Annotated in this window: 14 protein-coding genes and 1 pseudogene; 2 read left to right on the forward strand and 13 right to left on the reverse strand. The window is 30.2% G+C overall.

Annotation, left to right across the window (positions count from 1 at the left end; translation table 11 throughout):
- Window positions 1–308: 308 nt before the first annotated feature.
- Complete coding sequence (locus ABCM86_RS00710) at window positions 309–815, forward strand: HD domain-containing protein (protein WP_307994294.1); 507 nt, start codon at window positions 309–311, stop codon at window positions 813–815.
- Between the two features lie 246 nt (window positions 816–1,061).
- Here the strand turns inward: ABCM86_RS00710 and ABCM86_RS00715 are convergent, their stop codons facing one another.
- The 8 genes and pseudogenes from ABCM86_RS00715 to ABCM86_RS00750 form a co-directional block, all read right to left on the reverse strand.
- Window positions 1,062–1,265 carry a TOBE domain-containing protein gene (locus ABCM86_RS00715; protein ID WP_343003242.1) on the reverse strand — a complete coding sequence of 68 codons (204 nt, stop codon included), beginning with the start codon at window positions 1,263–1,265 and terminating at the stop codon, window positions 1,062–1,064.
- A gap of 525 nt (window positions 1,266–1,790) precedes the next feature.
- On the reverse strand, window positions 1,791–2,591 hold the full coding sequence (locus ABCM86_RS00720; RefSeq protein ID WP_343003243.1) for a hypothetical protein: 801 nt from the start codon (window positions 2,589–2,591) through the stop codon (window positions 1,791–1,793).
- Window positions 2,592–2,695: 104 nt separating this feature from the next.
- A complete protein-coding gene (locus tag ABCM86_RS00725; protein WP_343003244.1) occupies window positions 2,696–3,901 on the reverse strand; it encodes a DNA cytosine methyltransferase in 1,206 nt (401 codons plus the stop codon).
- Between the two features lie 285 nt (window positions 3,902–4,186).
- Window positions 4,187–5,098 (reverse strand): haloacid dehalogenase-like hydrolase, encoded by a 912-nt coding sequence (locus tag ABCM86_RS00730; RefSeq protein ID WP_343003245.1) that lies wholly within the window; start codon window positions 5,096–5,098, stop codon window positions 4,187–4,189.
- 61 nt (window positions 5,099–5,159) lie between these two features.
- Window positions 5,160–6,257, reverse strand: a pseudogene (locus tag ABCM86_RS00735) (AAA family ATPase); the annotation flags it as partial.
- A gap of 221 nt (window positions 6,258–6,478) precedes the next feature.
- Window positions 6,479–6,838, reverse strand: a complete 360-nt coding sequence (locus ABCM86_RS00740) for a hypothetical protein (protein WP_295734892.1) — start codon at window positions 6,836–6,838, stop codon at window positions 6,479–6,481.
- A complete protein-coding gene (locus ABCM86_RS00745) occupies window positions 6,778–7,392 on the reverse strand; it encodes a UbiX family flavin prenyltransferase (protein ID WP_343003246.1) in 615 nt (204 codons plus the stop codon). Before ABCM86_RS00745 ends, ABCM86_RS00740 begins: the two co-directional genes overlap by 61 nt.
- Window positions 7,393–7,712: 320 nt before the next feature.
- The gene (locus ABCM86_RS00750; RefSeq protein WP_343003247.1) at window positions 7,713–9,170 is read right to left on the reverse strand and encodes a UbiD family decarboxylase; all 1,458 of its coding nucleotides are present in this window, start codon (window positions 9,168–9,170) and stop codon (window positions 7,713–7,715) included.
- A 247-nt stretch (window positions 9,171–9,417) separates the two neighbouring features.
- On the opposite strand from ABCM86_RS00750, the gene ABCM86_RS00755 reads away from it, so the two are divergent.
- Entirely contained in the window at window positions 9,418–10,302 is an 885-nt protein-coding gene (locus tag ABCM86_RS00755) for a LysR family transcriptional regulator (RefSeq protein ID WP_343003248.1), read from the forward strand.
- 125 nt (window positions 10,303–10,427) lie between these two features.
- On the opposite strand, the gene ABCM86_RS00760 is transcribed toward ABCM86_RS00755, so the two are convergent.
- From ABCM86_RS00760 to asnB, 5 genes are all read right to left on the reverse strand, one after another.
- A complete protein-coding gene (locus ABCM86_RS00760) occupies window positions 10,428–11,507 on the reverse strand; it encodes a DNA/RNA non-specific endonuclease (protein WP_337814703.1) in 1,080 nt (359 codons plus the stop codon).
- 142 nt (window positions 11,508–11,649) lie between these two features.
- Entirely contained in the window at window positions 11,650–12,441 is a 792-nt protein-coding gene (locus ABCM86_RS00765) for a DNA/RNA non-specific endonuclease (RefSeq protein ID WP_343003249.1), read from the reverse strand.
- 58 nt (window positions 12,442–12,499) lie between these two features.
- On the reverse strand, window positions 12,500–12,916 hold the full coding sequence (locus tag ABCM86_RS00770; protein WP_295571696.1) for a ribonuclease Z: 417 nt from the start codon (window positions 12,914–12,916) through the stop codon (window positions 12,500–12,502).
- A 143-nt stretch (window positions 12,917–13,059) separates the two neighbouring features.
- A complete protein-coding gene (locus tag ABCM86_RS00775; RefSeq protein ID WP_295676801.1) occupies window positions 13,060–13,947 on the reverse strand; it encodes a fructose bisphosphate aldolase in 888 nt (295 codons plus the stop codon).
- 252 nt (window positions 13,948–14,199) lie between these two features.
- Window positions 14,200–16,038: an asparagine synthase (glutamine-hydrolyzing) gene (gene asnB / locus ABCM86_RS00780; protein ID WP_195929724.1), complete on the reverse strand. Its 1,839-nt coding sequence runs from the start codon at window positions 16,036–16,038 to the stop codon at window positions 14,200–14,202.
- Window positions 16,039–16,082 lie beyond the last annotated feature (44 nt).

Raw genomic sequence — 16,082 nt, forward strand, 5'->3', positions numbered from 1 at the left:
CCTTCTTTTCTCTATAGATTATGTATTTTGTATATAAATATATTATAGCACAGTAATATGCATAATATTATTTTTTTTAGATTTCTAACGGATTAATTTATTCATTTTTTCGAATAATCCAAATAATAACTATTATTATGCACACTTATGTATAGTTTTATTCATGAATTTTAAGTCTTACAATTAAGTTAAGATTAACTTAATTTAATGTTACTTAAATTGTAAATAGTTAGATTTTTGTCTATAATAAGATTGTAGACTATATTTATGTATATAATACTATTTTAAATAAAAAAGGAATGGTCAAAATGAATAGAATTCCAGAATTTATTAGAGATTTTTCAGAAGTTATAAACGAACTAAATAATAAATCTAGATTCCCGCTTACTAAAGAATTTATACAACATGGGGATATAAGCGTGTACGAACACTGCATATTCGTCGCTTATATGAGTTGTCAAATTGCAAACAAATTAAATATTAAAGTAGACAAGAGGTCGCTCATAAGGGGTGCTCTTCTGCACGACTATTTTTTATACGATTGGCACGATAAAAACAAACCAATCAAACTTCATGGATTTAGGCATCCGAAAATCGCTCTGAGAAATGCCAGCGAAGAATTCGATCTAAACGAAAAAGAAAAAGACATAATCCTGCACCATATGTTTCCGCTAAACCCAATCCCCCCAGCTTCAAAAGAGGCGTGGATTATATGCTTAGCTGATAAAATATGTGCAACTAGAGAGACGTTTGGCTCACAATTATATAAACAGATAAGTAGTATATATAGTCATTTGGGTATTATTTATGACTAGTATATGTTCGCTGCGTTTATGCGTGGGCGACTTCGTCCGTTGCTTAAAATTCACTGCGTTCATGGCGCCAACGACTTCGTCCGTTGCTTAAAAATTCACTGCGTTCATGGCGCCAACGAATCAAAGATTCCGTTGCTTAAAAAAATTCCTCCCTTGTGGCTTGCCCGCTAGAGAGGAATTTCTATATACTTTGTTTTAATTTATTTTATTTACTTTATATATAATCTTTAAATAAATTATTTAGGATTATCCCATCATAACAGAAGTTGCTTTTATTACAGCAGTTGCTTCTTTTCCTACTTCTAACTCCAATTCTTCTATAGCAGCTAAACTTATTGTTGAAGTTACTATCATCCCGTTTGGTAATTCAACTTTTACTACCTCGTTTACTGCTCCTTTATTTACATCGATTATTTTTCCAGTTAATTTATTTCTTGTACTTAAGTTCATGGTTTTTCTCCCTTTAATAATATATTTTCCCCTTTTACACATGTTACCATTTTTGGTTTTTTTATTTCAAGCATTGTGTTTGGGTGTATATGTATTTTATTTTACATTTGATTAATATAATGTAGATTTATTTTACTTTTGTATAATACATAGGCTTTTCTATATATCATATGGTTTTATTTTATTTTTGTGTCAAATTGTACATAACATGACTAACCATGACTAAGTTGTTAAAACAAATATTATAAAACTTGTTTTAATGAGTTTATATTATGATTTTTTATGATTATTTCTAATTATTTGATTTTATGCTTATATTACATATGTTTGGTATTTTTTTATTTTTTTGTTACCTTAGTTTTTATACCTTTTGAATAAATTCTCTATAAATTTTACTTGGCACTTCATTATGCAGTTTAATTTTCATGGTAAAACAAAAAACACAGGTTTTTTGAACCTGTGTTTTGTATTTTGATATTTATCTTTTTAAACATATATTATAAAATTAATATTATTATAAAAATTTTATTCCGCCATCGTTAACTTTTTACATATTTCACTCTTTAATTCAGATATTTCGCCTTTTTCAATTAGTTCTCTTATATTTGCACTATTTACTTTAAATCCCATTGGGAATATCATTACATAACCGCTATTAACCCAAGCTGCTGGTTTTAATCTTAATTCTAATCTTTTTTTAGACTGATATATTTTACCATTTCCATATTTTTCATCGATTAAGTTATCTACAAATACACTTTTACCACTAACCTTTTTCACTTTTAAATTCTGTATTTGATCTATATTTACCTTCGTACCACATAAATAAAAAGTATTCTTTGCCCTAAGTACAAATATATAGTAAATATTTTTCAAATTGTGCTTATGTATTACTTTCTTAAATTTATCTTGTAAAATATCTATCCAGGAATCAACAATCTGATTATATTTTTTTTCTATAAATAATTGATCTAAGTTAGTTCCTGATTCTGTAAATTTTTGTGCTAATGATGCTTCTCCTGAATCTGAATTTGTTAATTCACCATTTTTATCAACCTTGCATGAAAGCATTTTTATATCAAATCCAGAACCATCTTTAATAAGATCTACTGGATAATTTCCCGCACCAACAGATTCTCCACCTATTGCTTGCAATATCCATTGCTCCATATGTTCTTTTGGTATTTGAATTGGTAATGGTTCTTGTCCTAATAAAGTTTCTGGTTGAAGCAATATAGCTTTCTTCATATAATACTTTAATACACTAACAGAAGTTTCATCAAAAATATCAACAAGTTCATCTAAACTTAATGGTTCTAAAATCATATATGTCCCCCAAATAATATATTTTTTATCTATATTATATCAACTTTATAGGTAAATGAACATAATATCAAAATAAAAAGACAAAAGATTCCTCTTTTGTCTTTTTATTTTGATATTATAGAATAAAATTTCTTTGATACATGTTTCTTTACTAGTTTAGAATACTCTTCGTCTGTTATAATTGGTAACAATGAATTTTTTATAAAGTCATCCAGTTTATCTTCTGAAATAAGTGAATATAAATAACTTTCACCTTCATATCTATTTTTTAAATCAACATAGATACAAGCATTTTTTTTATTATCTATACTTTCAAAATGTATTTCTTTACTTTTTAAGTTTTCACTTTTATCTAGTGCCTCTGCTATATTTTGAGCTATCCTTTTTATAACTGGTACTACTACACTATTTCCAGCTTGTTTATATAGTTGACCATTTGCTATTTCAGGTAACTTAAAATCTTTTGGAAAACCCTGAACATTAAAAGTTTCTCTTGGAGTTAATTTTCTTATTCCTCTATCAGATAATATAAGTGGAACATTATGACCACCTGTTCCCATATTAGCTGTCAATGTTGGTACTACTCCACTCTTATTTTCTCTAACATACTGTCTTCTCCATTGATATACAGAATCCTGTGATATAATTACATCTTTAAGTTTATCAAAGAAACTGCAAGATTTTTCTGTATAATAATATCTTTCTTCTACCTCTTCTGCAAAATTTATTACAGAATTTAATTTATTAGTAAGTTCTATACTTTCAGGAAAATTAAACCTCTCAAAAGCATCTTTATCTTTAAATCCCACTATATATATACGTTCCCTATTCTGCGGTATATTGCCATAATCTTTTGCATTTATAACTTTCCATTTAATATAATATCCATTTAACGTTAAAGCTTCCCTTATTACTTTAAATGTATTCCCTTCATCATGTGTCACCATATTTTTAACATTTTCTATAAAAATTGCTTGTGGTGTATGATATTTTATTATTCTTAAAAGTTCAAAAAATAGATCTCCTCTTTCATCTTCAAAACCTTTTCTATATCCCGCTATTGAAAATGCTTGACACGGAAATCCTCCCACTATAATATCTGTTTTAGGTACTTCTATGTTACCAACTTCATGTATGTCTCTTCTATCTAATTTAACTTGAGGAAAGTTAACAGATATTGTCTCTTGAGCATTTTTATCAAATTCATTTATATAAATAGTTTCAAATTTTTTAGTTTGTTCAAATCCTAAATCTATTCCTCCGACACCACCAAAAAAGCTAGCTACCTTATATTTATTATTTAATTCCATAATTTGCATTAACCTCCTCGTCTCCAACTTTAAATATATTATGTGTATATATATATTTATTCATTTATCTCGATTTCTTCTTGAAATAATAAAAATTCAAAAGTTATTACTTTAACTTAGTAACTAACCTTTGAATTTTACCAATTATACAGTATTTAAATTTATATTTAATATTAATTTAGTCTACATAATTTCCTAACCTATTATACAATATGTACTTTTATTGTGCAACTTGTTTAAGAATCCTATTACTTTCATGTATTTATTATCTTAAAAAGTTAGCTATTAATCTATAATATGTTTAGGTATAGTATTTAATGAAATTTTATCTCTTTCTTTATTATAAATCCTATCAGCATATTCCTCTATTTTATTCATTATCCACATATATGCTGTTGTTCCCTCTGAATAATCAGCCTCTGCAAACATATCAATACGTCCATCTTTTCTCATTTGTTCAACCTGCTTGAACTCTTTTTCTTTCCCTTTAGGATAAATAGCAAAAGTTGATCCCCCATTTTTCTTAACAACAGAAAAAGCAGGTATATCACTCGGTCCATCTGCAATATATATCATATTTTCAAATTGCACTCTTCGAAATTCTTTCTCTATTTTCATATTTACATCAATATCTTCCCATATGCCAACTCCTTTATTTATTTCAAATAATGCTCTTGTTTTTGATGTGTTATCAATAGTATAACCAATTTCACTTATTATTGTTTCTTCAGGTCTGTTTGGATTTTTATCCTCTATTAATTCGCATGCCCAAACTTGCTTTATATGTCTTCTAATATCAGATCCTTCTATTATTTGTTTCATCCCTGTACTAACGATATAATGTTCAACTTCTATTCCATATAATTTGTACTTTGTATTTTTATTTATTTTTTCTTTTGTCTTTTTAAATATTTCAGGTATTCCATTATAAAATTTTAGTTTTCCACCAAATTTTCTTAATTTATCATTATTTAAACCTTTAAATTTATCTTCTTTTGCATATTTAATAAATTGATTTAAATATATAGTATCTTTATTTACTTTTATTCCTTGTGATTCATATTTTTCAGGAAGTTTATTTACTTCTATCCAGAACTTATTTGCATCATGTTTATAATATTCAAATATAGGATCTTGCATATATCCATCAACTAATGTTTTATCAAAATCCCAAACAACAGCTATAATATTTGCCATGTATATCCCCCTTTACAACTTAATTAACAGTATTCTTCTTTATCTCCAATCAATTCAGTACTTTTTCAAACTCAATCATAAGTTCCTTATTCGGTATTTTTAAATATCCATCATTATATGATAAAAATCCTAGCACAATCATTGCTGAATATATTTCTTCTTTTGTCTTTGGTGTTCCCTGCCCTGCTCTAAATTCTTCATCTATTGTGATATCAATTTCTTGTTCCGATACCATTTTTATTACGTCATCTCGAATTTCAAGTATATTGTATTTAAGGTATTGGGATACTTCGTCCATTGCACCAGTGTTTGTCCAATAACTTTCACAGTAATCATTTTTTAGCGCCTTTACTACTGAGCGTGGGTTGTAAATTTTAATTCCTCTGGCAGTTGTATATCCGTTATACCATTCTTCTAACTTTTTAAAATCCATGTACTTATTTTGTTCACATAAATTTAAAACCTCGTCCTCTGTAAATCCGAAATACTCACCAAATTTTCTATCTTTTAAGAATGTAAATTCATCAAACATATTTAGTGCCGAACCACTCGAGTATTTTTTAATTGGCAGTACTCCTGTCATATAACAAAGCTCAACATATGATTCATCTTTTAATAGATTTCTAAGAAACTCTAAAAATTCATCTTGGCTCTCTTCAAATAGATTGTTGTTAAATATATAATCCCATTCGTCTAGTAAAAAAATAAACTGTTGATTTGACTTTTGAAGAACTCTTTTTAAGCTGTCCGACTCATCAATATCAGTTAAATCAAATTCACTTATAACTTCTTTTTTGACTTGATTAGTTATATTATTTATATATTGTTCATAAGTTTTCATATTATCTGGTATTTCGTTAAATGAAATGCTTATTACGTTGTATTTATTTAAATGTTTCCTATATCTATCAACTTCACTTATTTTAAGATTATCAAAAATTTTACTTGCATCTGCTGCTTTTGAATAATATGCTCCAAGCATATTTATTAAACTTGTTTTTCCGAATCTTCTAGGTCTTGTTATACATAAATAAACATCAAAAGAGCCTATCAGTTTATTTATTTGATTTATGATTAATGATTTGTCTACAAAATATTCATTCTTATATAACCTAGTGTATTTTTTCAATATACTATCACTATTTAAATATAACCCCATACAATTTCCTCCTCTCTAAAAGATATATTTTTCTATTATCGTCTTATTTTATATAATTATACCATAACGAATACATACAAACATCATCACATAAAAATCCCCTATAGAGATAGACATTTTTAGCGCCTAATCTATAGGGGATTTTTTAACTTATGATTTATTAGCTTATAGTTTGTAATTTTTAATTAAATCATTTCTAAAATGCATATAAAAATTATAAACTAAATCATATCAGCCAATTCTCTAACTGATTTTAATACTTCATCTATCATATCTTTAGTTATATTGTCGACATGAAACCCACCTGAGCAAAGTACAACTGCATTTTTCTTTTTACATACTGTTTCTGCAACGTATCTGCATATGTGCTCGTCTTTATGACTTATCATATTTATTACAGAGGAAGTTGCACTTATTGTGTTGTCGCCACTTAAAGACAACCTCGGTACAGAAAGTACGCTTGTGCCTATGTGGGGCTTGTCCCCGCCAAAAATCGTTATATTATAGTCATCACCAAGTTTTAATACGTGTAACTTGATTGTTGAAAATGACAACTTTCTTTCGTATGAAGTCCCGTCCATCGTCTATACTCCTTTGCCTCAATCCCAAATGGTTCTAATAGTTTCGCACTGATATGGTACATCATCTCGTCTATATCTTTTGGTAGATTGTAAAATGTCATCATAGGTGGAATTATTCTCACACCTGGCATTTGTGAAAGTTCGTACATATTTCTAAGATGGATTGGGCTAAGTGGAGTTTCCCTCGCAGCTATGACTAAAGTTCTTTGTTCTTTTATTGTTACATCGGCCGCTCTAAGTATTAAGTTTTCCCCATAACCACTGTTAATTCCGGCTATTGTCTTCATACTACATGGTACAATCAACATCCCATGCGTTTTGAATGAGCCACTAGCCGGTCCTGCTCCTATATCATTTTGATCTAGTACAAAATCTGCATAGCTATACACATCTTCTAATGAATAATTAGTTTCTTGTTTTAGTGTGAGTTTTGCACTGTCACTCATTATTAGATACGACTTAAAATCGTCGTTTTCTTTTATAATTTTTAAACATTGAACTAATAGCGGTAGTCCACTCGCCCCAGTCGCCGCCACTATGATATTTTTCTCCATCTTACAATCTCCTTTTACTAGCTTTTTATTAGATTTTTATTAGATTTCCACTAGATTTTTATTATCTTTTTACTAGCTTTTTTCTCGCTTTAATATAATTTTTTATTAGCGTTAATTATTATTTATTTTTCCGTTTGCCTCAATTATTTAATGTATTTTTATTTCTATTATTAAATCCTAAATAATCTAAATTTTACTATTAATTATTCAAGTGTTATATTTTTTCTCATTTTATATATTTTAAGTTATATATTTTAAGTTATCTATTTCAAGTTATCTATTTCGTGATTTAAACTTTTCATATAATCTAAATCCTTATCCTATAACCAACGATTAGGGTCGACTTCCATAAATCTAGCCCTTTTAAATCTATCTTTTTGGTCAAATGGAACAGTACAATCGAAAATAGTTTTGCAAGCTATTCCATGGTCCCTTATGCTTGGTGAAAAACTAGGGTCGTTTGATGGGTCTAGTGGATGGCATCTAACTCCTGGAATTGTGATAATATCGACATCTCCCTGGAATCTAGTGTTCATTGCCCACAAAACATCATTCATATCAAAACAGTCGACATCTTCATCAACTATAAATATGTTTTTCAACTCGCTAAATGCTGAAAACGCCAACAATGCCGCTTGTCTTTGTCGTCCTTCATCACTTGCAACAGATTTTTTAAATTGAAGTACTGCCATGTATTTTCCACCGCCTGCTGATGAACAATACACATTTTGTAATCTGCCCGGCATTGCTTTTTCGACCATTCCATATATGCTCGCCTCTGTTGGAATTCCCGCCATAGATACGTGTTCTTCGCTAGGACCTATGCAAGTTTGCATAATTGGATTTTTTCTGTGAGTTACTGCACTTACTTTAATCATCCAGCATTGGTCGCTTGCCGGCCCTGTATACCCCGGAAACTCTGGCATTGCATACCCTGTGTTACTGTTTTGATCTTCTTTTACTCTTACATTTGGAATTACTTCACCTTCTATAACATACTCAGCATTTGCAATAGCTCTTTCGTTGACAGTTAAGCACTTGCAAAGCTCAACAGCCTCTCCCCTAAGTGCACCTGCAACTGCAAGCTCATCATACCCCATTGGCGTTGTCGGTGGTTCAAAGCATGAGCCGATTTCGATTGCAGGGTCAACACCTATGCTTATAGAAATTGGTAACCTTTGTCCTAATTGCTCTGCTCTTTCTGCCATTGCACCTATATGTCTAGCCCCTGGTGTAAAGAATATTGATAATTCATCTTTACTTTGTATACATAGACGGTGGATTGTTACATCACTGCATCCTGTTTCAGGATGTGTTGCATAACACATCCCAAGTGTTATGTATGGTCCGGCATCATCTGGCGTGTTTGTCGGTGCTGGAACTAATTTATATAAATCAAAATCCTCATCAGTTGACTTATGAACGACTTCTTGGCAAAGTGGTTTCTTATCTGTAAGCACTGGTGGTATTGGATTATCGACACTTTTATAAAGAAGTTTTCCCAAATTCTCAGGTTTTTCGCCCAAAAGCATTGCCACTCTTTTTCTACTTGCCAAAAGCCCTATCAAAACTCTCGCATCTTTATGACCTTTTACGTTGTTAAATATCATAGCTGGTCCTTCTTTTGTCGGTCTTTGTACTGTTCCGCCCGCCCCGATGTGTCGATATACTCCAGAAAGTTCTGCCATTGGATCAACTTCAACATCCGTCTCTATTAATTGATTTTCTTCCTTTTGCAATAATTCTAATGCACTTCTCAAATCCCTTACTTTATTCATCTTTCCTCCTATATTAAATATACTTTTATACTTATAAATTTCCTTCTCTTTGCAATTTTCTATATTAATTTTTCAGTTCTCTACATTTAATTAATTTAATTTTCTACCTTAATTATCAGTTTAAAATCTGCAATATAGAAAATCAATTCGACTTATGTTATAATTCATTCAGAAAATGAAACATTCAAATAAAAGATGATAATTATGAATTTATCAACTTTAAATATATTTAAATTAGGGGGATATCATGACTTTTGAACAACTAAATTATTTTATTGCTGTTGTAGAAAGTGATACTTTTTTTGATGCTGCTTACAAAATGAATATTTCACAGTCTAGCCTGTCTAAGCATATTATGAAACTTGAAAAGGAGCTAGATTTAAAACTTTTTGATAGGTCATCTCGAAGTGCAACTTTAACACAAGCTGGGGAATTTTTTTATAATGAGGCAAAACAATTAGTAAAACATTATCAAAATACATTAAAAAACGTCGAAAACTTCAAAACTACTCACGAAAATAAACTACATATTGCAGTTCTTCCAATCCAAACTCAGTACAATTTAAACGAGTTATTTAACAATTTTAAAAGACAAAACCCAAATATAGACCTTAAAATTACTGAGGTTGAAGATGATAAACTTATTGAGGGGATAGAAAAAAATAAATACGACTTGATAATTGCAAGAGAGGCTATGTTTGATAAAGCAAATTTTACAACTTACCTCCTTACACAAGATGAACTTGTTGTCACACTTTCATCAAATCATAGATTTTCACAATATAATAAACTCACTTTTTATGATATTGCTGACGAGGACTTTATCTTGATGAACCCTTATACATCGATTTATCAGCTTTGCATAAATGAGCTAAAAAATCATAACATAAACGCAAATATAATAAAGACTGCTAGAACAGAATCCATCCTCGGCTCTGTCTCTATAAATGAAGGTATTAGCTTGCTTCCAAAGAGCAACTTTGAAGTATTTCACAAGAAAAATATAAACACAATTTCACTAGATCCAAGTATAAAATTGTCCGTTGTTTTAGCAAAACACAAAAGTACTAAGTATAATTTTTCAATAAAGAAATTTATAGATTTTGTAGAAGATTTTAAAAGTGAATTGTAAATATAAGTTATTTACTACATTCATAACGCCAATGACTTAGTGCGTTGCTTAGATAATAAGTTGGAAATTAAAAAGCCCTATACAAAAGCATCCCATGTGCTTTGTGTATAGGGTATTTTAATAATCTATCTCTTAGCTTTTCTATATCCAGCGTTTATCGCATCTTGCTCACTATTGAATACAACAAGATTAGCAGAATCTTTCATATCGTCATAATTTGCTTGACCTGGGCAGTGATATATTTTTGATTTTGAGTTTCCTCTTATCACGCCTGATGCTTGTTGGTTTGAATTAGAATTGTTGCTAATGTTATTGTTTTTATTGCTAGTGCTAGCATTAGTGTTTTTATTGTTGCTAGTGCTATTATTACTGTTATTAACACTATTATTTTGACTACTATTAGTTGATTGTTTATTATCTACATTATTAGATTTATTGCTATTTGAATTATTTTTATTATTTGTAGTTTGTGCAGGTCTTTCCTCTCCACTTAACCAGCTCTCACCTGTAGCATAGTCAATTTCGATTCCAGGCTGAACATTATAAACAAATACATTGAACATTACACCTTCACCGTCATCTTCAACAGAATAAGCTTCCATTTGAACACCTTTTGCAACTAAGTTGTCACCATCATAAACTGGAGTAACTCTGAATAATACGTGGTTATTTGTTTCTTTTACATAGTCGGCAATCATATTTTCAAATGGCAACATTCCATCAACGTTAAAGTATCTAGTTCCTGTAATTAAGTTTCTCTCGTTGGCATCTTCTCCTGCAAGCTGATGTCCTATAAGGTGACATCTGTTATAGATATATCCACCATCAACTAAGCTAGTGTCGTATTTTTTGTTTAACCATCCGCTTGGTTTTACACTACTTATATCGCCTCTTTTTTGAGTAGGCATTAAATCTCTACCTATATTTGCATATGCCTCACCACATCTGCCAAGGCTGTCAAGCGGGCTATATGTTTCAAAAGATGTTGTTGTTTTATCTTTTTCGTCAAAATTAGGTACGTTGTTGTTTAAAGCTACAAAATCTTCACCGCTATACTCTGGTATATTATTTACAGAAGAATCTGTAGTTGTAGTACTGCCTTTTACTGCTCCTAATAAGCTGTTATTTAAAGATGTGTCATCCTCCTCACATCCTACTAACATTAAACTCAGTAAGAATACCATTAAAAATCTCAATAATTTCATTTGTCTATTTCCTTCCTCATCTATACTTCGATTATTTCTGAAATTAAAATTTATTGATTGCATTATTTTAAACATATGATTAGACAGAAATTATTCATAAATCAAATGACTAGTTTGGTTATTTAATTGTAAATTTTCTCTCTTAGTTAGTTTCTGTATTTTTGCTATTTTGTGGTGTTTGGCTAGTAGTGTTGTCGTCTTGATTAAGCTCGCTATCTCCTGTTTTGTAATCTATTTTTATACCAGGTTGAACATTATAAACAAAGACATTAAACATTATCCCTTCGCCGTCATCTTCTACAGACTGAGCCTCCATTTGAACACCTTTTGCGACTAAATTATCTCCATCATAAATCGGAGTAACCCTGTATAATACGTGGTTGTTTGTTTCTTTTACATAGTCAGCAACCATATTTTCAAATGGCAACATTCCCTCAACATTAAAATATCTAGTTCCTGTAATTAAGTTCTTTTCGTTGGCATCTTCACCAGCAAGCTGATGTCCTATAAGATGGCATCTGTTGTAGATATATCCGCCATCAACTAAGCTAGTATCGTATTTTTTATTTATCCATCCAGTTGGCTTTACACTGCTTATATTGCCTCTTTTGGCTGTAGGCATCAAGTCTTTTCCTATATTCGCATATGCAACACCGCATCTTCCCAAACTGTCCAAATCGCTATATGTTTCAAAAGACTTTTTAGCCTTGTCTATTTCGTTATCAAAATCAGGTACATTATTATATAATGCAACAAAAGGTTCCCCAGGATATTCTGGCAAATTATCTAATGTTATTCCCTTATCTCTATTGTCGTCTATATTGCTGTTTTGTGAAATATTTGTGTTCTCGCCACTATTTTGGTTGGTAGTTGTTTGACATCCGACTAAGGTTATACACAAGATAAAAGCCATTAATAATTTTAAAATTTTCATATTTCCCCCTATATAAACAATCTCTTGTTTTATTATAAATACTAATAATTTTAAATATCTATTTCTTTAAAATAATTTTTTTGGTGATTTTCTCATGTGAATTACCGCAAAATTCTTCCTCAGATATTACTTCCCAATTACCATCTGAAAAATCAATATCAAACTTCAAATCGCTTGGATATCTTCTGTTCCAGTAGTAAACGATTATTTTATCAATTTCTGATTCAAACTTGCCCAATTGTTTGTCTTCAATAAACTGAAGATTATCCTTATCACAAAGAGGCAAATCTTCTCTCACAATAATATCTATCGTTGGATTATCTTTTTCAAACATTTTAAAAGAATAACTGTTCATTACAAGACTTTTTCCGTCCATATTGTTATATATATCTTCTCTTATAACTTTATCTTGGCTAAGTCTTCTCTTGTTAAACATCATTCCATTTTTATCTTCTAAACAAACAATTATATTCATTTGTCTACCTCCTCTCCACTCTCTACATTATAATTAATATACCTATTATTTACAATATAAACCTCCTTCTTAAAATCCTGTTTAAAAAAAGGAGATATCTTTGTTTTGATATCTCCTTTTATATAATTTATATTGTAATATGCTTATTTTATAGATGCTTGATAAATGCTGTCTATTGACTCTTCTAACAAATCATCAAACTCTTTTTCAGTTTGACCTGCGTTTAGTCCTTCTGTCAAAGCTCTTGAGAAACTAGCAATAAGCCCAGGATTTTTCGCAAGTTTTTCATTAGAATCTTCTCTTGTATATCCACCTGATAAAGCGACTACTCTAAGTACATTATCGTGTGCGATAACGTCAGAATAGAACCCTTCTTTTGATGGGATAGTAAGTTTAAGCATAACTTTTTGATCTTTATCTAGTTTATCTAAATTTGCAAATATTTCTTTTTTAAGTATTTCTTCGCATTTTTCTTTGTCTGCACTATGGATATCTACTTCCGGTTCGATTATAGGAACTAAATCATAAGACAATATCTTTTTAGCTATATCAAACTGTTGAGCTACTATAGCTTTTATTCCTTCTTCATTTGCAGATTTTATCACAGAACGCATTTTTGTTCCAAATACGTGTTTTTCAATACCTTTTTTAAGAAGTTCGTCCAAAGTAGGAATGTCTTTCATAAGTTGAACTCCGTTTGCTTCTTCTTGAAGACCTTTGTCAACTTTAAGGAAAGGAACTACGCCCTTTTCTTCCCATAGATAATCTGCTGTAAATTTATCGTCGATTTTTCTTTCGATTGTTTTTTCAAACAAAATCGCACCGATTATTTTATCACCAGTAAATGAAGGACTTTTTATTATTCTTGTTCTCATTTCGTGGATTAAATCAAACATTTCGTCGTCGTTGTTGTATTTATCCTCTGGTATTCCATATAATCTAAGGGCTTTTGGTGTACTTCCGCCACTTTGGTCTAATGCCGCTATAAAGCCTTTTTTAGATTTCATTTGTTCTAATTGTTTTTCATTCATAATATGGATTCCCCCTAATTTTTTATTATTTAGTTACGTCAAATCCTATTATTTAATGTTGTTTTTTTATTTAATTAGTATATATTTTTCTGCCAATAAACACCATTTTAGTTGTCTTATTAACTTCACAATACTATATGTTCTATACTACTTTCAATTTTCCTCTTTTATCTTACAAATTTTTCAGTATTTTATAAGTATTTTCGCTTATTTTGAATTTTTATGTAAAATAAAGAAAAATACAACAAACAATTAGCAAGCGATAAAGAATCTCTTATACCACACTAAGAATACATATATAGTGTAAATTTTTCTGGCATTGTTACATCTTTCGTTAAAGTGGTCATCTAGAAGTTTAACAATTTTTGCTGTATCGAAAAACTCACTAGCATAATCACTTGTAAATGCTTCTTTAACCATATCGTAGTATTTTTGTTCTTTAAACCAGAATCTTATTGGAACTGGGAATCCTTTCTTTTGTCTTTTCGCCCACTCCTCTGGCAATACTTCTTTTGCTGCATATCTAAGTGCAACCTTTGTATTTTCGTCATTAACTTTATATTTAGTTGGTATGCTTTCTCCAACTTTCATAACTTCTTTATCTAAGAAAGGAACTCTAAGCTCTATAGAGTGAGCCATACTCATCTTATCAGCTTTAAGAAGTATATCACCTGCTAACCAAAGTTTTAAATCAAGATATTGTTTTTTAGTTACATCATCTTCATTTTTTACATTGTTATATACAGGTCTTGTTATTTCTTTTATTGATGGAGATTTTGTATATGGACTTTGTAATATATCCACCGCTTCTCTTTCTTCAAATATCTGTGCTTGTCCTATGAAGTAATCTTCAACAGAAGATCCACCTCTTATAAGAGTTGTTCTACCTTTGAAGTAAGGCATTTTTTCAGCAACTTTTGCTACTGGTTTTCTTATAAATGATGGTAGTTTTTTATATTTTTTAAGTTTTTCATCATCATCATACCACTCATATCCACCAAAGATTTCGTCAGCACCTTCTCCAGATAAAACAACTGTTACATGCTCTCTGGCAAGTTGTGCTAAGAAATATAGCGGTACTGAAGATGGGTTTGATTGTGGCTCATCCATGTGGTATTGGATAGTCGGCAACATATCGAAACACTCATCAGCAGTTATCATTTTTCTCACATTTTCTATTCCTAATATGTCAGATAGATCTTTTGCTAAGTCTGATTCGTCGAAGTTTTCTTGCTCAAAACCAACTGAGAAAGTCTTTTGTGGCATAAGGCATTTTGCGATATAACTTGAATCTACTCCACCTGATAAGAATGAACCTAGTGGCACCTCACTGTGGCTGTGTACTTCTACTGATTCGCTAACTGCATCTTTTATTCTATTTATACTTTCTTGTAAGTCTATATTTTCTTGATTAAATTCTACATCCCAATACTGTTCTATTTTTATTTTTCCGTCTTTATAAACCATAAAATGACCTGGTTTTAGTTTGAAAACTCCTTTAAAGAAAGTTTCATCAAGTACTGAATATTGGAATGTTAAGTATGGTTTTAAAGCGTGTTTATTTACTTCCTTTTTAAAATTAGGATGCATCAATAAACTCTTTATTTCTGAACCAAATATTAAACTTTTTTGTCCGTCTTTTTCAACTTGAGTATAGTAGAACGGTTTTATACCAAAATGGTCTCTTGCGGCAAATAGAGTTTTTTCGTTTTTGTCCCAAATTACAAAAGCGAACATCCCTCTTAGTTTTTTAACCATTTCAGTTTTACAATCTTCATATAAGTGTATTAATACTTCACTATCTGTTTCTGTTTTAAATATATGTCCTTTTTTGATTAAGTCTTCTCTTAATTCTTGGTAGTTGTATATTTCTCCGTTAAATACTAAAGCTAAGCTTCCGTCTTCGTTGTATAATGGTTGTAGCCCATTGCTTACACCGATTATACTAAGTCTTCTAAATCCTAAAGCGGCATTTTCATCTATATATTCTCCACTTTCATCTGGACCTCTATGGATTATTTCATCCATCATACTCTCCAAAACATTTTTCTTATTCGGTATATTATCTATAAAACCCGAAAATCCACACATAATTATTTCCCCCTAATTATTTTTATATTCTCAATAAACAAGAA

The organism is Clostridium sp. 2218st1_F5_2218SCRN_220325 (genome assembly GCF_039062665.1).
Taxonomy (GTDB): Bacteria; Bacillota; Clostridia; order Peptostreptococcales; family Peptostreptococcaceae; genus Intestinibacter.